General features: G+C 65.1%; 19 protein-coding genes. 12 read left to right on the plus strand and 7 right to left on the minus strand.

The features are described 5' to 3' along the window. The first annotated feature begins 15 nt into the window (after positions 1 to 15). The 7 genes from GA0061099_RS11650 to GA0061099_RS11680 all read left to right on the plus strand — a co-directional run bounded on the left by GA0061099_RS11650 (position 16) and on the right by GA0061099_RS11680 (position 6,505). Positions 16 to 1,029 carry a sulfate ABC transporter substrate-binding protein gene (locus GA0061099_RS11650; RefSeq protein ID WP_085971994.1) on the plus strand — a complete coding sequence of 338 codons (1,014 nt, stop codon included), beginning with the start codon at positions 16 to 18 and terminating at the stop codon, positions 1,027 to 1,029. Positions 1,030 to 1,066: 37 nt separating this feature from the next. Next, positions 1,067 to 1,903, plus strand: a complete 837-nt coding sequence (cysT, locus tag GA0061099_RS11655; RefSeq protein ID WP_074447692.1) for a sulfate ABC transporter permease subunit CysT — start codon at positions 1,067 to 1,069, stop codon at positions 1,901 to 1,903. A gap of 9 nt (positions 1,904 to 1,912) precedes the next feature. Then, a complete protein-coding gene (gene cysW, locus GA0061099_RS11660; protein ID WP_036021670.1) occupies positions 1,913 to 2,824 on the plus strand; it encodes a sulfate ABC transporter permease subunit CysW in 912 nt (303 codons plus the stop codon). Beyond that, the gene (locus tag GA0061099_RS11665) at positions 2,814 to 3,848 is read left to right on the plus strand and encodes a sulfate/molybdate ABC transporter ATP-binding protein (RefSeq protein WP_035998225.1); all 1,035 of its coding nucleotides are present in this window, start codon (positions 2,814 to 2,816) and stop codon (positions 3,846 to 3,848) included. Before cysW ends, GA0061099_RS11665 begins: the two co-directional genes overlap by 11 nt. A 108-nt stretch (positions 3,849 to 3,956) precedes the next feature. Next, a complete protein-coding gene (locus GA0061099_RS11670; protein ID WP_035998228.1) occupies positions 3,957 to 4,460 on the plus strand; it encodes a CAP domain-containing protein in 504 nt (167 codons plus the stop codon). A 79-nt stretch (positions 4,461 to 4,539) separates the two neighbouring features. Next, positions 4,540 to 5,715, plus strand: a complete 1,176-nt coding sequence (locus GA0061099_RS11675; protein ID WP_036021673.1) for a DUF3734 domain-containing protein — start codon at positions 4,540 to 4,542, stop codon at positions 5,713 to 5,715. Between the two features lies 1 nt (position 5,716). Further along, entirely contained in the window at positions 5,717 to 6,505 is a 789-nt protein-coding gene (locus GA0061099_RS11680) for a 3-hydroxybutyrate dehydrogenase (protein ID WP_036021676.1), read from the plus strand. Positions 6,506 to 6,661: 156 nt separating this feature from the next. Here GA0061099_RS11680 and GA0061099_RS11685 read toward each other — a convergent pair whose 3' ends face one another. Both GA0061099_RS11685 and GA0061099_RS11690 read right to left on the minus strand, forming a co-directional pair. Further along, a complete protein-coding gene (locus GA0061099_RS11685) occupies positions 6,662 to 8,029 on the minus strand; it encodes a flippase (protein ID WP_036021771.1) in 1,368 nt (455 codons plus the stop codon). 76 nt (positions 8,030 to 8,105) lie between these two features. After that, positions 8,106 to 8,945: a protein-disulfide reductase DsbD domain-containing protein gene (locus tag GA0061099_RS11690; RefSeq protein ID WP_035998237.1), complete on the minus strand. Its 840-nt coding sequence runs from the start codon at positions 8,943 to 8,945 to the stop codon at positions 8,106 to 8,108. A gap of 142 nt (positions 8,946 to 9,087) precedes the next feature. On the opposite strand from GA0061099_RS11690, the gene GA0061099_RS11695 reads away from it, so the two are divergent. Further along, a complete protein-coding gene (locus tag GA0061099_RS11695; protein ID WP_036021679.1) occupies positions 9,088 to 9,732 on the plus strand; it encodes a YqgE/AlgH family protein in 645 nt (214 codons plus the stop codon). A gap of 235 nt (positions 9,733 to 9,967) precedes the next feature. Here GA0061099_RS11695 and GA0061099_RS11700 read toward each other — a convergent pair whose 3' ends face one another. After that, entirely contained in the window at positions 9,968 to 10,855 is an 888-nt protein-coding gene (locus tag GA0061099_RS11700; RefSeq protein WP_035998242.1) for a TauD/TfdA dioxygenase family protein, read from the minus strand. 96 nt (positions 10,856 to 10,951) lie between these two features. Further along, complete coding sequence (locus GA0061099_RS11705) at positions 10,952 to 11,731, minus strand: SDR family NAD(P)-dependent oxidoreductase (RefSeq protein WP_074447693.1); 780 nt, start codon at positions 11,729 to 11,731, stop codon at positions 10,952 to 10,954. A gap of 100 nt (positions 11,732 to 11,831) precedes the next feature. Here GA0061099_RS11705 and GA0061099_RS11710 point away from each other — a divergent pair, with 100 nt between their 5' ends. Then, complete coding sequence (locus tag GA0061099_RS11710; protein WP_036021684.1) at positions 11,832 to 12,569, plus strand: SDR family NAD(P)-dependent oxidoreductase; 738 nt, start codon at positions 11,832 to 11,834, stop codon at positions 12,567 to 12,569. Positions 12,570 to 12,633: 64 nt separating this feature from the next. Further along, on the plus strand, positions 12,634 to 13,008 hold the full coding sequence (locus tag GA0061099_RS11715; RefSeq protein WP_035998251.1) for a CsbD family protein: 375 nt from the start codon (positions 12,634 to 12,636) through the stop codon (positions 13,006 to 13,008). A 163-nt stretch (positions 13,009 to 13,171) separates the two neighbouring features. On the opposite strand, the gene GA0061099_RS11720 is transcribed toward GA0061099_RS11715, so the two are convergent. Both GA0061099_RS11720 and GA0061099_RS11725 read right to left on the minus strand, forming a co-directional pair. Then, the gene (locus GA0061099_RS11720; RefSeq protein WP_074447694.1) at positions 13,172 to 14,896 is read right to left on the minus strand and encodes an SGNH/GDSL hydrolase family protein; all 1,725 of its coding nucleotides are present in this window, start codon (positions 14,894 to 14,896) and stop codon (positions 13,172 to 13,174) included. A 170-nt stretch (positions 14,897 to 15,066) separates the two neighbouring features. After that, a complete protein-coding gene (locus GA0061099_RS11725) occupies positions 15,067 to 16,452 on the minus strand; it encodes a lytic murein transglycosylase (protein ID WP_193375174.1) in 1,386 nt (461 codons plus the stop codon). A 205-nt stretch (positions 16,453 to 16,657) separates the two neighbouring features. Here GA0061099_RS11725 and galU point away from each other — a divergent pair, with 205 nt between their 5' ends. Beyond that, complete coding sequence (galU, locus tag GA0061099_RS11730; RefSeq protein WP_036021692.1) at positions 16,658 to 17,533, plus strand: UTP--glucose-1-phosphate uridylyltransferase GalU; 876 nt, start codon at positions 16,658 to 16,660, stop codon at positions 17,531 to 17,533. A 112-nt stretch (positions 17,534 to 17,645) separates the two neighbouring features. On the opposite strand, the gene GA0061099_RS11735 is transcribed toward galU, so the two are convergent. Continuing rightward, positions 17,646 to 19,142, minus strand: coding sequence for a sensor domain-containing diguanylate cyclase (locus GA0061099_RS11735; protein WP_036021694.1), 1,497 nt, complete (start codon positions 19,140 to 19,142; stop codon positions 17,646 to 17,648). 144 nt (positions 19,143 to 19,286) lie between these two features. On the opposite strand from GA0061099_RS11735, the gene GA0061099_RS11740 reads away from it, so the two are divergent. After that, entirely contained in the window at positions 19,287 to 19,550 is a 264-nt protein-coding gene (locus GA0061099_RS11740) for a DUF7662 domain-containing protein (RefSeq protein WP_036021774.1), read from the plus strand. Positions 19,551 to 19,667: the final 117 nt, after the last annotated feature.

Genomic DNA, 19,667 nt, shown 5'->3' on the forward strand with positions numbered 1-19,667 from the left:
ATGTCGTCGAGGTGAATGGAGATGGACATGATGCGCCGTATCGTTCCGCTCGCCGCAGGATTGCTCGCGACGGGGTTCTGGGCAGGCTCGGCTCTGGCCGCCGACATCAATTTGCTGAACGTGTCGTACGATCCGACGCGCGAGCTCTATGTCGAGTTCAACAAGGCGTTCGCGAGCGCCTACCAGAAGGAAACCGGCAAGAGCGTCGAGATCAAGCAGTCGCACGGCGGCAGCGGCTCGCAGGCGCGCGCGGTGATCGACGGCTTGCAGGCCGATGTGGTGACGCTTGCGCTGGCCTATGACATCGACGCTATCGCGAGCAAGCGCCTCACCGCGACGGATTGGCAGAAGCGGCTGCCGCAGAATTCGTCGCCCTACACGTCGACCATCGTGTTCTTGGTGCGCAAGGGCAATCCCAAGGGCATCAAGGACTGGGATGATCTGATCAAGCCGGACGTTGCCATCATCACCCCGAACCCGAAAACGTCGGGCGGCGCGCGCTGGAATTATCTGGCCGCCTGGGGCTTTGCGCAGATGAAATACGGTTCAACCGACAAGGCCAAGGACTTCGTTGGGAAGCTCTTCCAGCAGGTGCCGGTGCTCGATACCGGCGCCCGGGGCGCCACTGTGACCTTTGTCGAGCGCGGCGTCGGTGACGTGCTGCTCGCCTGGGAGAACGAGGCGTTCCTGGCCCTCAAGGAATTCGGTGCGAACAAGTTCGAGATCGTTGCACCGCCGCAGTCGATCCTCGCCGAGCCGCCGGTCGCGATCGTGGACAAGGTTGCCGACAAAAAGGGCACCCGCAATGCGGCTGACGCCTACCTCCAATACTGGTACACCAAGGAAGGGCAGGAAATCGCCGCGCGCAATTTCTACCGTCCGCGTGATGCCGAGACCGCCAAAAAGTACGAAAATGCCTTCGCCAAGGTCGAGCTGTTCACGATCGACGACGTCTTCGGCGGCTGGACCAAGGCACAGAAGGAACATTTTGCAGACGGCGGCGTTTTCGATCAGATTTACAAGAACTGATCGGGCGCTGTCGTAGGGGGCTTTAGCAGGGGGCCTGGTGAGCGCACTCGCAGCACGACGCCGGACATTGCCGGGCTTCGGTCTCACCATGGGACTGACGCTTTCCTGGCTGTCCGTGATCATCCTGATTCCACTCGCCGGCCTGTTCCTGAGATCGCTTGAGCTCAGCCCCGAGCAGTTCTGGAACATCCTCTCCAGCCGCCGCACCCTGAACGCGCTCCGCGTCTCGTTCGGCCTCGCCTTTGCGGCGGCTTGCGTCAATCTGGTGATGGGCAGCATCATCGTCTGGGCGCTGGTGCGCTACCGCTTCCCCGGCCGCCGCATCTTCGATGCCATCGTCGACGTGCCGTTTGCGCTGCCGACGGCGGTGGCCGGCGTCGCGCTGACGGCGCTGTTCGCCGAGAAGGGCTGGCTGGGGGCGCCGCTCGCCGCGCTCGGCCTCAAGGTGGCGTTCACGCCGGTCGGCATCTTCGTCGCCATGATCTTCATCGGCATTCCCTTCGTTGTCCGCACCGTGCAGCCGGTGCTGCAGGATCTCGACCCTGAAATCGAGGAAGCCGCGGGCAGCCTGGGGGCCAGCCGCTTGCAGACCATCGTTCGCGTGATCCTGCCTTCGCTCGCGCCGGCGCTGCTCACGGGCCTCGCGCTCGCCTTCGCCCGCGCGGTCGGTGAATACGGCTCGGTGATCTTCATCGCCGGCAATCTGCCCAACGTCTCCGAGATCGCGCCGCTCTTGATCGTGATACGCCTGTCCGAATTCCGTTACGCCGATGCGACCGCGATTGCGGTGGTCATGCTGGTCGTCTCCTTCGTCATCATCTTCGCGGTCAATCGGCTCCAGCGCTGGGCGCAGAGCCGGATCCCGGCGCGCTGAGGGCGGACCATGACGATGCAGATCGCAGATTCCGTGTCGCTCTCGGCCTCCGACTCGCAGGCACGCGCGCACGCGGCGGCGGCGCGGAACAATTTGCGCACCGAGCCGCGCGCTGTCCGCATCGTCATCATCACGCTGGCGTTGCTGTTTCTCACCGTCTTCGTCGTGCTGCCGCTGGTCGTCGTGTTCGCGCAGGCATTTTCGCGCGGCATCCTCGCCTATTTCGCCGCGCTCGCCGAGCCGGAGGCGATGGCGGCGATCAAGCTGACGTTGATCGTCGCGGCGATCTCGGTCGGGCTCAATCTGGTGTTCGGCCTCGTCGCCGCCTGGGCGATTGCAAAATTCGAGTTTCCGGGCAAGACCTTCCTGATCACGCTGATCGACCTGCCGTTCTCGGTCAGCCCGGTGATCTCGGGCCTCGTCTTCGTGCTATTGTTCGGCGCGCAAGGCTATTTCGGCAGCTGGCTGCGCGAGCACGACATCCAGATCCTGTTCGCGGTCCCCGGCATCGCGCTCGCCACCACCTTCGTGACCTTCCCCTTCGTGGCGCGCGCGCTGATCCCCCTGATGCAGGAGCAGGGCACGCAGGAGGAGGAGGCCGCGATCTCGCTCGGCGCCTCCGGCCTGCAGACCTTCTTCCGCGTCACCCTGCCCAACATCAAATGGGGCGTGCTCTACGGCGTCCTGCTCTGCAACGCGCGCGCGATGGGCGAGTTCGGTGCGGTCTCCGTCGTCTCCGGCCACATCCGCGGCGAGACCAACACCATGCCGCTCTTGGTCGAGATCCTCTACAACGAATACCAGTTCGTCGCCGCTTTCGCGATCGCCTCGCTGCTCGCAATGCTGGCGCTGATCACGCTGATCGCAAAAACCGTTCTCGAACGTCATCTCGACGAAGGACAAGACGCCAGTGACCATTGAAGTCAAGAATCTCGTCAAGAAATTCGGCAGTTTTGCAGCCCTCGACGGCGTCGATCTCAAGGTCAATGACGGTGAGCTGCTGGCGCTGCTCGGCCCGTCCGGCTCCGGCAAGACCACCTTGCTGCGGATCATCGCCGGCCTCGACTGGCCGGACTCGGGCGAAGTCTCCTTCAACGGTGAGGACGCGCTGGCGCAAGGAGCCCGCGAGCGCCACGTCGGCTTCGTGTTCCAGCACTATGCGTTGTTCCGCCACATGACGGTGTTCGAGAACGTTGCCTTTGGCCTCCGCGTGCAGCCGCGCGCGGTCCGAAAGGATGAGGCTGCGATACGCTCGCGCGTCAAGGAGCTGCTCGATCTGGTGCAGCTCGACTGGCTCGCCGACCGCTATCCAAGCCAGCTCTCCGGCGGCCAGCGTCAGCGCATCGCGCTCGCCCGTGCGCTTGCGATCGAGCCGCGCATCCTCCTGCTCGATGAACCCTTCGGCGCGCTCGACGCCAAGGTGCGCAAGGAGCTGCGCAAATGGCTGCGCTCGCTGCATCACGAGATCCACGTCACCTCGATCTTCGTCACGCACGATCAGGAGGAGGCGCTGGAAGTCGCCAACCGCGTCGTGGTGATGGACAAGGGACGGATCGAGCAGATCGGCTCGCCCGACGACGTCTACGACAATCCGGCGACTGCGTTCGTGCACGGCTTCATTGGCGAATCCATCGTGCTGCCGATCCAGATCGGCGATGGTGCGATCCGGCTCGGCGACCGGCAGCTCGATCTGGCGGCCGATGGGCTTGCGCCTGGCGCGTCGAAGCTGTTCGTGCGGCGACATGACATGCTGGTCGGCCCGCCCGGCAGCGGCGCCTTCGAGGGCGCGGTCCAGCACGTCCGCAATTTCGGTCCGGTGCAGCGGGCGGAAGTAGCCCTGTCCGGCGGCGAGACCATCGAAATCGACGCCCCCCGCGACAAGGAACTGCGCGCCGGCGACACCATCGGCCTCAATCCGCGTCGCTACCGGATTTTTGCGGGCTAAGCCCCGCCGTCATTCCGCCGCGGAATGACGGCTCAAATTCTCTTCAAAATTCACCTTTCAGCCATTGTTGGTATGCAACAACAGCCCCTCATTTGGGGGCCCCGATTCATGCGCGCTGCGGCCGCAATTCTGATCATGTTGCTGCTCGCCGGCTGTGCCGGCAACGAAGCGCCGGTCCAGCAGCCGTCGATGTATGCCGACATGGCGGTCCCGGGCTCCAAGCTCGACGTCCAGGCAGCTGCGATCATGATCTCGCAATACCGCCAGAACAACGGGCTCGGTACGGTCGTGGTCGACCCGGATTTGACTCGGCTCGCCGAATCCCAATCGGGCGCGATGGCGGCGGCCAACAAGATGGACCACGACGTCCGCGCGCCGCTCGCCAAGCGTCTGGCCTCTGGCGGTTATCCTGCCACCGTGGCGGTCGAGAACATTTCGGCCGGCTATCATACGCTGGCGGAAGCGTTTTCCGGCTGGCGCGACTCGCCTCCGCACCGCGCGAACATGCTCAAGAGCGGTGTCACAAAATTGGGCATCGCGGCGAGCTATGCTCCAGGCACCAAATACAAGGTGTTCTGGACCATGATCCTGGCCTCCACCGAGCCTCGATAAGCCAGACTTGATCCCGGGGATGCATTGACGTCGCGGCGGAGTGTCGCCACGGTGGCCAGCCTTTTGCTATTGTTCCCGCATGACCGATCATAGTCCGGAAACCGCAACAATCCCCACGAATGCGCAACGCGTCCTGGTCCTCCAGGGCGGCGGCGCGCTCGGCTCGTACCAGGCTGGCGCCTTCCAGGCGCTGTGTGGCTACGGCTTCGATCCGGAATGGGTCGCCGGCATCTCGATCGGCGCGGTCAATGCCGCCATCATCGCCGGCAACGAGGGGCACACCCGCGTCGAGCGGCTCAAGGAATTCTGGGAAATGGTGTCGGCCCCGGTGCCGTGGAAGCCGGTCGGCAAGAGCGACCGCAGCCGCGAGCTGTTCAATTCCACCAGTGCCGCGCTGATTGCGACGTTCGGCGTGCCCGGCTTCTTCACGCCACGCATTCCGCCGGCGCCGCTGTGGCCGCCGGGGCATCGCGAGGCCGAAAGCTATTACGATACCTCGCCGCTGAAGAGGACGCTGGAGCGACTCGTCGATTTCGACCGCATCAACGATCTGAAGACACGCCTGTCGGTCGGCGCGGTCGGCGTCACCTCGGGCAATTTCAGATATTTCGACAATTACGCGTTCAAGAAGCTCGGCAAGAAGATCGGCCCCGAGCACATCATGGCCTCCGGCGCGCTGCCGCCGGGCTTTCCCTCCGTCGTCATCGACGGCGAGCATTATTGGGACGGCGGCATCGCCTCCAACACTCCGCTCGACTACGTGCTCGATGCCGAGGTCGAACGCGACATGCTGATCTTTCAGGTCGATTTGTTTTCCGCGCGCGGCGACCTGCCGAACTCGCTGCTGGAGGCGGCCGAGCGCGAGAAGGACATCCGCTATTCCAGCCGCACGCGGATGAACACCGACAAGAACAAGCAGCTGCACAACGCCCGCAGGGCCGTGCGCGATCTGATCGGCAAATTGCCGGACTATCTCAAGAACGATCCTTCCGTCGAATTCCTGGCGAAAGTGTCGCGCGAAAGCACCGTCACCGTGGTGCATCTGATCTACCGCAGCAAGAACTACGAATCCTCGTCCAAGGATTACGATTTCTCGCACATTGCCATGGTCGAGCATTGGGAGGCCGGCGTGCGTGACGTGCACCTGTCGATGCGCCACAAGGACTGGCTGGAGCGGCCGCAGTCCGGCGAGACCATGGTGACCTACGATCTCACGGGGGACGTCACCGCGCCCCCGGCAAAAAGGAGCGAATAGAATGGGTACTCTGTCAGGCAAGAACGCCGTCGTGACCGGATCGACCAGCGGCATCGGGCTCGCTTACGCGCGCGCCTTCGCCGGCGCCGGTGCCAACGTCGTCATCAACGGTTTCGGCTCGCCGGAGGAAATCGAGAAGGAGCGCGCCAAGATCGAATCCGATTTCGGCGTCAAGGCGGTCTACTCGCCCGCCGACATGACCAAGCCCGCCGAGGTCGCCGGCATGATCGCGCTTGGCGAGAAGACGTTCGGCTCGGTCGACATCCTCGTCAACAATGCCGGCATCCAGTTCGTCTCGCCGATCGAGGAATTCCCGCCGGAGAAATGGGACCAGATCATCGCGATCAATCTGTCCTCGGCCTTCCACGCCATCCGCGCCGCGGTGCCCGGCATGAAGAAGAAGGGCTGGGGCCGCATCATCAACACGGCGTCGGCGCACTCGCTGGTGGCCTCGCCATTCAAGTCGGCCTACGTCTCGGCCAAGCACGGCATCGCCGGCCTCACCAAGACCGTGGCGCTGGAAGTCGCGACCCACAAGATCACCTGCAACTGCATCAGCCCCGGCTACGTCTGGACCCCGCTGGTCGAGAAGCAGATCCCCGACACGATGAGGGCGCGCAATCTGACGCGCGAGCAGGTCATCAACGATGTGCTGCTCGATGCGCAGCCGACCAAGGAGTTCGTCACCTCCGAGCAGGTCGCCGCGCTCGCGCTGTTCCTGTGCAGCGACGACGCCGCCCAGATCACCGGCACCAACCTCTCGATCGACGGCGGCTGGACCGCGGAGTAATTCGTGCCGACCTGACAACTCTCGGTCATGCCCCGCGAAGGCGGGGCATCCAGTACACCGCGGCCTCTCGGTTAATCACAGCCGCCTCGGAGTACTGGATCGCCCGGTCAAGCCGGGCGATGACAGCGAGAGTGGATCGGCGTTTTCGATCGTCGTCTATTTGCCGAACGCCAGCACGTGCAGCCCGAGCCGCTGCCGCACGATCCAGAACAACAGCACCGTCTCGAAGGTGAGGGAGATCGAGGTCGCGGCCGCCGCGCCATGGCCGCCGTAGCGCGGCACCAGCGCGATGCAGAGCACGAGGTTCATCATGAAGGCTAGCGCATAGGCGAGCGCGCAGATCTTCTGCTGGCCGAGCATGTTGAGCAGGCGCTCGACCGGCCCGATCGCAGAGCGGACCACGAGCCCGATCGCGGCGACGAACATGATGTCGTAGCCGACGGTGAATTGCGGCCCGAACAGCCAGAGCAGCGGCTTGCCGAGCGCGAGCAGCACGATGGTCGCGGCCAGCGACGGCCAGAACGTCCAGGTGATGGCATGCGCGACGTAGGCCGACAGGCGCGCCTTGTCGCCGCTGGCATTGTATTCGGCGAAGCGGTGTGCCGTCGTAGCTGACATCGCGTAGTGGATGAACGAGACCAGCGCCAGCGTCTTCACCACGGCGAAATAGACGCCGACCTCGTCCGAGGGACGGAATTGCTGCAGCACCAGCACGTCGGTGTAGGACAGGAGCAGGTAGAAGCTCTCGACCAGCAGGATCGGTAGCGAGACGGCGAGCCAGCCCTTGACGTCATAGGCCTTCGGTCCCGGTGTGATGTGATCGGCGAGCTTGCGGTTCAGCACCACCATCTGCCCGGCCATCGCGATCCATACCGCGCAAAGGCTCGCCACCATCGCGGCGACGGCGCCGAGGTGATAGCCGAGCAGGAAAGCGAGCGCCGTGATGCCGATGATCAGCGCCTGGCGGATGATGAATTGCGGCATCAGGCCGAGCTGCATCCAGTCGTGCGAGCGCGCGATGCCGTCCTGGGTGTTGGCGACCACGAAAGCGGGCAGCGTCATGCAGCCGATATAGAGCGGCAGCACCTCGGCGGGATCGATCCAGGGCGACAGCAATTTGACGATGCCAGCAAGGCCGAGCGACGTCAGCGTGGACACGGCAAAGGTCAGCCAGCGGCTGCCGGACAGGAAGCCGCGCAGCAGCGCGTGCGCGCCGTTGGCGCGGTACTCCGGAATGATTTTCTGCGCGGAGGCCGAGATGCCGAAATCCATCATGCTGCCGAGCAGCAGCACCCAGGTCCAGACATAGACGTAGATGCCGTAATCGGACGTGCCCATCCAGCGCGCCAGCAGCACCTGCGAGACATAAGCGAGGCCGGCGCTGATGACGCGGATGATGAAGATGGTGCCGGCGAGCCGGCGCGTCAGCGACGCCTCGCTCGATCCGCCCGCGAGCCTGGCGCGCAGCCGCGCGATCAGCCCGGCCGGTCCGGTCGTTGCGGGTGGTGCATCCATCACGGCCAATTCGAACAATCCCCAGCGACCTGCAGCGGCAGGCGAGGGATTAGCAACCATTCGTTAAGATTCGGTTGGGCGGACGCTAGTTCAAATTCGTGTTGAACTCGTACGCCTTCTCCGGCCCGACCAGCGTGAACTTCAGCGCGGCGCCCTCGGGCTTGGCGCCCGGCGGCAATCCGTCGAGCTCGAACGAGAAGCGCACGACCCCGGGCGGGCTGGGCTGCACCGGCGCCGGAATCGGCAGCGCCCAATCGGGTGTCGGGCCTTCCACGAACAGATTGACCTTGCGGCTGTCCGGCGCCACCACATCGACCACTACGTTCTTGGGCCCGTCCCGCTTGACGTCGCGAATGGTGAGCGGATTGGGGTCGCCGATATTGGCGGGCTTCGGCACGGTGTCGAGCGCGGCACGCAAGTTCGCGTCCTCGGTCGAGGCGACGCTGTTGAAGCCGAGCTCGGCGCTGGCCTCTACGGGAATGCAGAGCTTCTCGCACACCGCGTAGTTGATCTCGGCCCTCAAGGTCACCGGCTTGTCTGCAGCCTTGGCGACGATGCGCAGGGGCAGCACGACTTGGTCGCGATAGCCGATGGAATGGCCGCCCGCGCCGTCGTCGAACTTCAGCGGCGCCGGCCACATCACCGTCACCGCCTCGACATTGTCGGACTTGGAGAAGTCGAACCGGGGTGGAACGCCGGAATCGCCGGGCGACCGCCAGTAGGTCTTCCAGCCGGGCTGCAGCTGGAAGGCGATACCGCCGAGCAGCACCGCGCCGCTGCGCGAGCCCGCCAGGAGCCGCACCGCGGAATGTCCATCGCGCTGCCAAGGCGATGCGTCATCGGCACGGGCCGCGATAGCCAACGACGACGCGAGCAGGGTTGTCGCGACGCCAATCGCCGCACGCAGGGGAACAATGCTGGACATGGCACGTCTTTACAGGGTCACCCAGGGCCAAACCATTGAATTGCTTGTGATGGATGCACTCGAATCAACTCGCCGCAAGCCTTGATTTGACAGCCGCCCGGCCCGACATCAGGATAGGAATTGAAACCGGAGTGCTCGAGCGATGGCTCCCACAGGCAAGAGGACGGGCGAAAGCACCCGCAGCTCGGGCGCCGCGCTGCCCAGTTCCGGCGGCTATCTCGACGGCCGGCTCCTGATCGCAATGCCCGTGATGGGCGATTCCCGCTTCGAGCGCTCGGTGATCTATCTTTGCGCCCATTCGGCGGAGGGGGCGATGGGCATCATCGTGAACCACCCCGCCGGCAGCATCGATTTCCCCGAGCTCTTGCAGCAGCTCGGCATCATCAAGAAGGGCGAGCACATCAAGCTGCCGGAGAATGCCGAAAGTATGAAGGTGCTGCGGGGCGGGCCGGTCGACACCGGGCGCGGCTTCGTGCTGCATTCCAGCGACTTCTACATCGAGAACGCCACGCTGCGGATCGATGACGGCGTCTGCCTGACCGCGACGGTCGACATTCTGCGCGCCATCGCCAACGGCTCCGGCCCCAAGCACGCCATCCTCGCGCTCGGCTATGCCGGCTGGGCGCCGGGCCAGCTCGAGACGGAGATCCAGAGCAACGGCTGGCTGCATTGCGACGCGGACGCGGATCTGATTTTCGGCGACGACGTCGACGACAAGTACAACCGCGCTTTGCAGAAGATCGGCATCGACCCCGGCATGCTCTCGAACGAGGCCGGGCACGCGTAGCTGGTGCTGCAACACTCTCAGCTGTCGTCCCGGACAAGCGCGCCAAGCGCGCGCAGTCCGGGACCCATAACCCAAGGGAGCAGTTCGAGGCAGGCTGGTCACCACGAGTCTTCGCCAAACCACTCCCTGTGGTTATGGGTCCCGGATCGGCGCTTCGCGCCGGACAACGCTACGCGTTGCCCAGCGCTCCGCTTGTCCGGGACGACGACCGAATTTGTGGCTACTCCGACCCGGCCTACTCCGCCGCCTGCTGCTGCACCGTCGGCTCCGTCCCCGCCACCGTCGCGCGGCGCATGTCGCGGGGCTGGGACTGGTCGTAGCGGCGGACGCGGTGCATGGTCTGGCGGTTGTCCCACATCACGAGGTCATGCAGCTTCCATTTGTGCACGTAGACGAACTCGGGTTGCGTGGCGTGCTCGGTCAGATCGCGCAGCAATAGCCGCCCCTCGGGCATGCTCATGCCGACGACCTTGCCGGCATGCGATGACAGATACAGCGACTTGCGGCGATGCACGGGGTGCGTGCGCACCAGCCGTTGCAGCACCGGCTTGAACATCTCCTTCTCTTCGTCGGTGTATTCGGTGAAGCCGAGCGATCCCCGCGAATACATCAGCGAATGCTCGCAGACGAGATCCTCGATCTCCGCCTTGGTCTCGTCGTCGAGCGCGTCATAGGCCGCGCGCATGTCGGCGAACTCGGTGTTGCCGCCCTTCGGGTTCACCACGCGCGCCGATAGCAGCGAGAATTTTGCGGGGATCGGACGGAACGAGCTGTCCGAGTGCCACAGGCAATTGCCGAGGTTGAACAGATTGGCGCGGCTGTCCTTGGGCAGCGGCTTGCCGTCCTTGCCGAGGTTGGAGACGTCGTTCAGGCCTGAGGTGAGGCGGTGTTCATCCGCCTTGGTGATGTTGCCGCCGCGCGCCTCCTCGCGCTGGCCAAAATTCAGCGCGAATGCCATCTGCTGCTCGTCGGTGATGTCCTGGTCGTGGAAGACGAGCACCGCGTACTTGTCCATGGCGGCCTCGATCTCGCGCGCCTGATCCGGCGTGAGCGGCTTGCGCAAGTCGAGGCCGGACACCTCGCCGACGAAATGTTTCTGAAGCTGCCGGATGGCGATGGTCATTGCGTTCCTCCCGCATCTACGAGCGGTTTCCCCGCTCTGTTTGTGGAAAAAATGACTCCCGCATCCGGCGATGTCAACGCGCCGCGCGCATGGCTCTCACGCGTTCCGCGCCATCAGCCCGCCATCGACCGGGATCACCGCGCCGGTGAGGAAGGACGCCGCCGGAAGGCACAGGCTCAGCGTCATATGCGCGACCTCTTCAGGGTCGCCGTAGCGGCCGAGTGCGGTGCGGCGCTTGGCGTAGATGGTCTTGTGCTCCTCCGGGATGCGGTCGGTGATTTTTGTGCGGATCGGTCCGGGGCAGATGCAGTTGACGGTGATGCCCTCGCGGCCGAGCTCCACCGCCAGCGAGCGGGTGAGGCTCACGACGCCGCCCTTCGCGGCCGAATACGGGCTGTGCAATGCGGTGGCGCCGAGCGCCTCGGTCGAGGCGATGTTGACGATGCGGGGACTCTTCGACTTGCGCAAGTGCGGCAGCGCGGCGCGGATGATGCGTGGGTGCGCCGTCAGCATCACGGCGATGCCCTTCGCCCAGGCGTCCTCGTAGCCCTCATCGTCGATCGCGACGCGCACGGAGATGCCGGCATTGTTGACGACGATGTCGAGGGCGCCGAAATGCGCGGCGACATCGCCGACCACACGTTTGATTTCGCCGCCGTCGGCGACGTCGAGCTTCCACGCCCTTGCCGCGCCTCCGCTTGCCGCAATCTCCCTGGCGACGTCCTGCGCGCCTTGCTCGTCGAAATCGGTGACGGCGACGTTCGCACCTTCGTTTCCGAACACGCGCGCTGTGGCGCGCCCCATGCCGCTGGCTGCGCCAGTGACGAGCACGGTGAGCCCCTTCACGGACCGGCTGAGCTCCCTGACGTCGGACATGCTGTTCCCTCGCGCCGAGCTGGTTCTTGTTGTGATTGACAAGGCTGGCATCGATCCGCAGACAGGTCAAACAAGCAGAGAACAAAAGGGGAGGCCGACAATGGCAAATGAGCTCGATTACTCAGGCAAGCAGGTGCTGGTGGTCGGCGGTTCCAGCGGCATCGGCAACGGCATCGCGCAGGCCTTTCGCGCCAAGGGCGCAGCTGTTGCCGTCTGCGGCACGCGTGCTCGCGCAACGGAATATTCAGCCGACGAAGGCTCCGATCTCGAAGGTCTTGCTTACGCGCAGCTCGATGTCGGCAATTCCGGTGCGATCGAAGCATTCAAGCCGTCGTTCGACCGTCTCGACATCCTGGTGCTCGCGCAGGGCGCGGTGATCTACCGCCGCGGCGAATTCGAGATGGCGGGCTTCCGCAAGGTCGTCGAGATCAATCTGATGAGCCTGATGGCCTGCGCGACGCGCTTTCATTCCATGTTGCGGGACGCGAAGGGCGCGCTGATCATCGTGTCCTCGACCGCGGCCTATCATTCCACCATGGGCAATCCCGCCTACAATGCCTCGAAGACCGGTGCGGTCGGATTGACGCGGACGCTGGGCGAGGCCTGGGCCGAGGACGGCATCCGCGTCAACGGCATCGCGCCAGGTCTCGTCGACACCAAGATGACGAAGGTGACGACCGACAATCCGAAGCGGCTCGAAGGCGCGCTCGCACGCATCCCGCTGCGGCGATTGGGTACGCCGGCCGACATGGCGGGCGCGGCGCTGTTCCTGGCCTCGCCGCTGTCGTCCTACATCATCGGCCAGACGCTGGTCGTCGATGGCGGCCTGATTCTATAGGAGAGCCTAAGGAACCGCGCTGCGTCTGATCGGTTACTTCGGCTGACCACCGAGGAGGATCATCATGGACACGGATCGGATTGTTGGATCGGCGAAGGAATATGCCGGACGCGCGGAAGGCGCGATCGGAGACATGGCAGGCGATGCCAAGACGCAGGCGTCGGGCAAGGCGCGGGAAGCCGCGGGCACGGTGCAGAATCTCTACGGCCAGGCCAAGGATGCCGTGCGCGACGCCACGGACACCGCCGCGGGCTATGCCAAGGACGCCTACGAGAACAGTGGTGAGACTTTCCGCGACGGCTCGAAGGCCATTGCGCAGAAGGTGCAGGACAATCCGCTCGGCGCGCTGCTGGTTGCCGGCGGCATCGGCTTCGCGCTGGCGCTGCTGATGTCGCGTCCCGCCCGCCGCCCGCCGTCACGCTGGCGCTATTACGGCTAGTTGCCGAAACGCCTGTCACGCGTGCCCCGGCTCAGCGATGCAGCGTGAGACGCTGCATCGCTGAGCCGGGGCCATCTTTTCTGAATGCCGCGCGAATTGGGTCCCGACTCTGCGCCGCATCACCAGAAGGTGCAGCGTCGCGTCCGGGACACGAGATCTTACCTTACCGGAACATCTCGGCGGAACGGCCGACGTTAGCCGGCGGACGCGGGATCCCAGGATTGGGATTCGGATTGCGCGGCCCGGGCGGCGGCGCCATTTGGCGCGGCGGCGGGGGCTGCGGCGAGCCGAAGCCGAAGAAATCACGGAATGTGGGCGTTGCCTGGGCCGGCAGTTGCGGGGCGACCTGCGGCTTCTTCGGCGCGAGCTTTGGCGGTGCGATCGCGGCGGCGGCGCCCGGTGCGCCCTGAGCCGCCCCGCCGTCCGGCGTCGTTGCCGCCATCGGCGTATCGCCCTTGGCCTGCTCGCGGCCGACTTCCCGGCGCGGCCAGGCATAATCGTCGGCGCGGCCGGCCGGGGCTGCCAGCGGTTCACCCTTTACCATGGTCTTGGCGGCGAGCGCATCGACGGCGGCGGGACGCGTGCCCGGTCCGCCCAGCAATTGATCGGTCGAGATCGAGGCTGCAACCAGCGGCACGATCGGTCCGGCCAACGGCCGCGGCGCGGGCTTGCCCGGCTCGGCGCTGGTGTCGGGCGTCGCGGGCTCGCTCGGCAGCGCGATCGGGCCGGAGCGTCCGGCAAGCAGACGCGTGATCTCGCGCTCGACATAATGCGCGAGCTTGCGCGCGCCGGCCTTGGTGAAATAGATGCCGTCGGAGCTGCGAAGCTGGCGGATCTGGCCTTCGAAGTCCGGGCCCTTCTGCAGGAAGCGGCCGGCTTCGTCGACGAAGCCGTCCCATACGTCGACATAGGTGATGCCGGCCTTGGCCGCGCCCTCACGGTACAGCGAATCCAGGAACAGCGTGTCCGCGGTGCCCTTCGGTCCGCGGACCGCGGGCAGGCCGACCCAGAGCACCGGCACGCCCTTGGTTTTGAGGACGGCCGCGAGCTCCTCGATCTTCTTGCCGTAGAGCTCGACCCAGCGCTCGTCACGGAATTCGTAGAGGCCGTTCGGATTGCGCGCGGTCTTTTCCGGCGCGGCTGCCGGCGTGTCGGCATTGTCGGCGTCGTCCTGCGGCAGGTCGGCGTCGGCAGGCTTATCGTCCGGCTTGGCGGCGCTGTCGCCGGGCTTGGCGTCGCCGGGCTTGGCGTCGCTGGGCTTGCCTTGCGGCTTTGCGCGCGCACCCTTGTCGTTCTTCTTATCTTTGTCCTTCTCCGCGGCCGGCTTGTCGGGTTTGTCGGCGGCCGGCTCGCGGATCGCGACGCGGTCGTTGAGGCCGAGCATGACGACGATCACGTCGGGCTTTTCGGTCTCGAGAATTCCCTTGGCCGCCGCGGCCCAGTCCGCGGGCTCGCCCTTGGGCTGGTACCTGATCAGGCCGGACGTGGTCTTGTGCTTGCGGATCACGCCCATGTCGGGCTGCTCGGCGTAGGCGTCTTCGAGGCCATAGGCGAGCCAGTCGGCCATGGCATCGCCGATCACCAGCACGTTCTTCTCAGGAATCGTGTCGCGCTTGGCCGGTGCCGGCGCACGCGAAAAATCCTGGCGCGGCGCCTGCGGCGGCGGCTGGAAGGGTGCGAAGAAGTCGCCGCCGAACCATCCGCCACCTCCGCCGCCCCGTGGTGGCGGTGGTGGGGCCGAACGCTGCGGCGGACCGCCGAAGCCAGGGAAGTTGAAGAACTGCGCCGAAGCGGGTGCCGCCACCGACACCAGGATCGCAAGCGCCGTCCCCAGCGCGATCAACGGGCCGGTCTCGGTCAGCGCCTTGAACAGGGACTTCTTCGACATGCGATCTCGGGCACGTGCAATGGGGGATCGAAGTTAGCTCAATATAATAACGGAATCAGGCGCCAAACGGGCAAATTCCATCGCAGATTCTTGTCCATAGACCGGGGAACACCAGTCCCGGTCAAGGCTGTCAGCCAAAATCCCCCTTCAAGGTTACTTCAGGCGCGATTTTACTGCCCGCGCAGCCGGTCCAGCACGTCGGAGGAGGCAAAACCGTCGGCGGGGACCCCGATCGAGGCCTGGAAATTACGCAGAGCCTCCCTGGTCAGGCCGCCGAATTGGCCGTCCGGGGTGCCCTTGTAGTAGCCGCGCTGAGCCAGCAGCTGCTGCAGCTCCAGCCGTTCGGTGCGGGACAGCTCGCGCTCCTGCCGCGGCCAGGGCTGCACGAAAGGCTGTCCCCCGCGCAGGCGGTCGGCGAAATGGCCGATCGCCAGCGCATAGGCTTCCGCCGGGTTGTACTTCATGATGACGCGGTAATTCTGCAGCATCAAAAAGCCCGGTCCCTGCGCGCCGGCGGGTGCCAGCAGGTAGGCCTTGTCCGCAGGATGCGGGAAGGCCTGGTTGTTCGGACGCTTGAGCCCGAGCTTCTCCCATTGCGCGATCGGCATCGCCTTGGCGCGGTCGGCCAGCATGTAGTTGAAGCCTTGCGGCACCACGACCTCGTAGCCCCAGGTCTGGCCGGGCTGCCAGCCGTCCTTCTTCAGATTGTTGGCGGTCGACGCGATCAGGTCGGTCGGATTGTCGACGACGTCGCGCCGGCCGTCGCCGTCGCCGTCCACCGCGAAGCGCTTGAACGCGGTCGGCATGAACTGGGTCGGGCCGAAGGCGCCGGCCCAGGAGCCGCGCAGCTGCTCCGGACGCAAATCGCCGCGGTTGAGGATCTCCAGCGCGGAGAGGAATTCGTCCTTGAAATAGGCTTGGCGGCGGCCGATGCAGGCGAGCGTCGCGGTCGATTGCAGCACGCTGCGATCGCCGATCTGCGTCGAGTAATTGGACTCGATGCCCCAGATCGAGGCGATGATGTAGCGGTCGACACCGGTGGCCTTTTCGGTGGCGTCGAACTGCGTCTTGTATTTGGCGAGGACCTCGCGGCCCTTGGCGAGGCGGTTGTCGTTCACCAGGATGTCGAGATAGGCCCAGATCGACTTGGTGAATTCCGGCTGCGAATCCATGAGGTCCATGATGCGCAGGTCGGGTGAGAGCCCGGCGGTGAAGCGCTGAAAGTTCTCCTGCGTGACGCCGCGTCGTGCGGCATCGGGCCACATCGCAGCGACGCAATTGTTGAAATTGCCGGCAGCCTCGCGGATCGCGGCGGCCGTCATCAAGGGATGGCCGGAGGCGCCGTCCTCGCCGCTCCACGGCAATGGACCCGTCGGCGCGCCGCTCGGGCCAGGTGTGGGTTGCGCCGGTGCCGGGTTCGATCCCGAGAAGATGCCGCCGAACAGGTTGGACAGGCCGTTCTGCGCCTGGGCGTGTGCGCCGGCCGGCAGCAGCAAAGCGGCCGCAACGACCGCGCCGCCAGCCCGTGTCGCCAGTCCCGCCATTGATTGCATCATGTTCCACCCGTCGGCCTGAAAAACCCGCCACAGGAGGCCTGGTTAGCGTTGCCAATAGCTTAACAAAGGTGAAATTTTGGTGGCGGCCTTTTTCTTAACTCCGTCGGGGCGAGGCCCCACATCCGCCTTTGTTGGCGGCTGCAAACAGGCTAGCAAGGATGCCATTGCTCCCGTCCCATGTGCCCCAAGGTATTCGATCGATCCCATGAAGATTCGCAAAGCCGTATTCCCCGTCGCCGGCCTCGGCACCCGCGTTTTGCCTGCCACCAAGGCGATGCCGAAGGAAATGCTGACCATCGTCGACAAGCCGCTGATCCAATACGTCTATGACGAGGCGAAGGAAGCCGGCATCGAGCACTTCGTCTTCGTCACCGGCCGCAACAAAAATGTCATCGAGGATCATTTCGACCGGATGTTCGAGCTCGACACGACGCTGGCCGCGCGCGGCAAGAAAGCCGAGCAGGACATCCTGGCGCAGAACCAGCCCGAGGCCGGCGCGGTCAGCTTCACCCGCCAGCAGGCGCCGCTCGGCCTCGGCCACGCGGTCTGGTGCGCGCGCGACATCGTCGGCAACGAGCCGTTCGCCGTGGTGCTGCCGGACGAGCTCGTGCTCAACACGCCCGGCTGCCTGAAGCAGATGATCGAAATGGCGTCCTCGCTCGGCGAGAAATCCAATCTGATCGCGGTCGAGGCGGTGCCCGATCACCTGACCCATCAATACGGCATCTGCGGCGTAGGCAAGCGCAACGGCAAGATGTTCGAGGTCGACGGCATGGTCGAGAAGCCGGCCAAGGGCACCGCGCCCTCCAACCTTTCGATCACCGGCCGCTACATCCTGCAGCCGGAGATCTTCAAGATCCTGGAGACCCAGGAGCGCGGCGCCGGCGGCGAGATCCAGCTCACCGACGCCATGATCGGGCTTGCCAAGACGCAGAAATTCTACGGCGTCGAGTTCGAGGGCGAGCGCCATGATTGCGGCTCCAAGCCCGGCTTCCTGCGCGCCAACATCGCCTATGGCTTGAAGCGCCCGGAATTGCGCGACGGGCTGGTCGCGGAGATGAAGAAGTATCTGGGGCAGTAGCGAGCCGCTCGTCATTGCGAGCGAAGCGAAGCAATCCAGAATCCTTCCGCTGAGGAAGTCTGGATTGCTTCGTCGCAAGAGCTCCTCGCAATGACGAGAGCGAGAGACCGCCTCACGCCACCAACGACAGCTGCGGCAGGCTCGCCACCACCGACTGGTTGCGCCCGCCGGCCTTGGCGGCGTAGAGCGCCTTGTCGGCGGCGGCAACCAGCATCGGCCAATCCATGCCGGCATTCGGGACCAGGCTGGCGATGCCGCAGGACACGGTCGACATCGCCTGCTCGTGGGACCAGCCCTGCACCTTGCGGCGGATCGTCTCCGCCACCTTGAAGGCCTCGGCGGCGGAGGTGTTCGGCAGCAGCACGGCGAATTCCTCGCCGCCATAGCGCGCCGCGCAATCGCCGGCGCGGCTCACCGAATCGGAAATGCAGATGGCGATGCCGACCAGCACCTGATCGCCGGCCTGATGGCCGAACGTGTCGTTGTAGGCCTTGAAGTGATCGGTATCGATCATGAGCAGCGCGATCGGCGCCTTCTGGCGCATGGCGCGCCGCCATTCGACGTCGATTACGGAATCGAATTTGCGGCGGTTTTTCAAGCCCGTGAGCGCGTCGGTCGTCGCCAACTCCTCGAGCTTGCGCTCGGCCTCGGCGCGCCGGCCGATCTCGCGCGCGAGCACGAGGGTCGATCCCAGCACGAACAGGATGAGCGCCAGCACCACGGTGCCGATGCGGAGCGCCTCCCTTTGCCAGAGTGCGAACACCGCGGCCAAAGGCTTGCCGGCGACCACGAACAGCGGACCATTGTTCTTGCTGCGGACATAGAGCCGCGGCGTCGCATCGACCGGGCCCTGTCCCGAATAGGCGGCGCCGACCCTGAGATTGTCGGCCTTCCAGTTCTGACGGTCGTTCAGGTTCGTGCCGATGATGTCGAGATCGAACGGTCGCCGCATGATGATGGTGCGGTCGCGCTTGAGCACGGTGATGGTGTCCTCAGGGTCGAGGTTGAGCCGATCGAACAGCTCGTGGAAATAGCTGAAGCGGATCGAGCCGGCGACGACGCCCATGAAGCCGCCGTCAGCGTCACTGATGCGCCGGCTCAGCACGATCGAGTAGGCGCCGCGAAACAGCATGGGACGGCTGATGAACAGCTCCGTGCCGGGATTATCCCGGTGGACCTTGAAGTAGTCCTCCTCGCTGCGGTCCTCGGGCAGGGGATCGAGCGTGGAGGCATCGATGGTCAGCCGGCCCTCGGCGTCGAACACCTGGATGGCGCCGAAATGCTTGGCGGTGGTCGCGTGGTCGAACAGGATCAGGTGACGGATCGTCTTTGAGACCGTCGCCAACTCGGGCAGCAGCATGTTGCTGGCCACCGCCTTCAGCGACAAATCGTAGATCTCGACGTTGCGGCTGACGTCGGACTCGATCGTGGTCGCGAGGTTCTCCAGCGTCTGGCGGGCGAGTGCCTCCTCGCCGCGGCGCATGTCGAGCATGACGTTGACGCAAATGGCGGAAAAGCCGATCACCGTCACCACGGACGAGATGATCAGCAGCTTCGCCGAAATCCGCCACGGCCGGCGGGCCGCAACGTCGCGCCATCCAGAGAACATTGTTCGCTCCTGTCCATAGTGGATGCGCCCGAAAGCTTGCGTAGTGTTTAAGCCGCGACGGCGCTGCCGCAATGAGTTAAGAATCGGTTTATGCGGCTGACGGTTTTGAGCAGCCTGACCTTCGCCCAGGACGAGAGGACGAGTGTGAACGACTACGACGCGTTGCGCGATTATCTGCTGCGGCAGAAGCAGGAGGAGTTCGTGCTGAGCTTCGAGCAGATCGAGGAGATCATCGGCGCGGCGCTGCCGCGCGCGGCCCAGCGCGCCTCATGGTGGGACAGCCTGCGCAGCCCCGACATCCAGATGCCGCAACGCGAAGCCTGCCTCGCCGCCGGCTTCGTGGCAACGCGCATGCCGGACGGCCAGAGCGTACGGTTCAGGAAGCAGAAGGGTGAGCGGCGGCGATAGTGCGTGACTTCCCTTCTCCCCTTGCGGGAGAAGGTGGCGCGAAGCGCCGGATGAGGGGTATGTCTCCGCGCATTCAGATGGATTTGGACGTGGGGAGAGATACCCCTCACCCCCGCT

The organism is Bradyrhizobium yuanmingense (genome assembly GCF_900094575.1).
Lineage (GTDB): Bacteria > Pseudomonadota > Alphaproteobacteria > Rhizobiales > Xanthobacteraceae > Bradyrhizobium > Bradyrhizobium yuanmingense.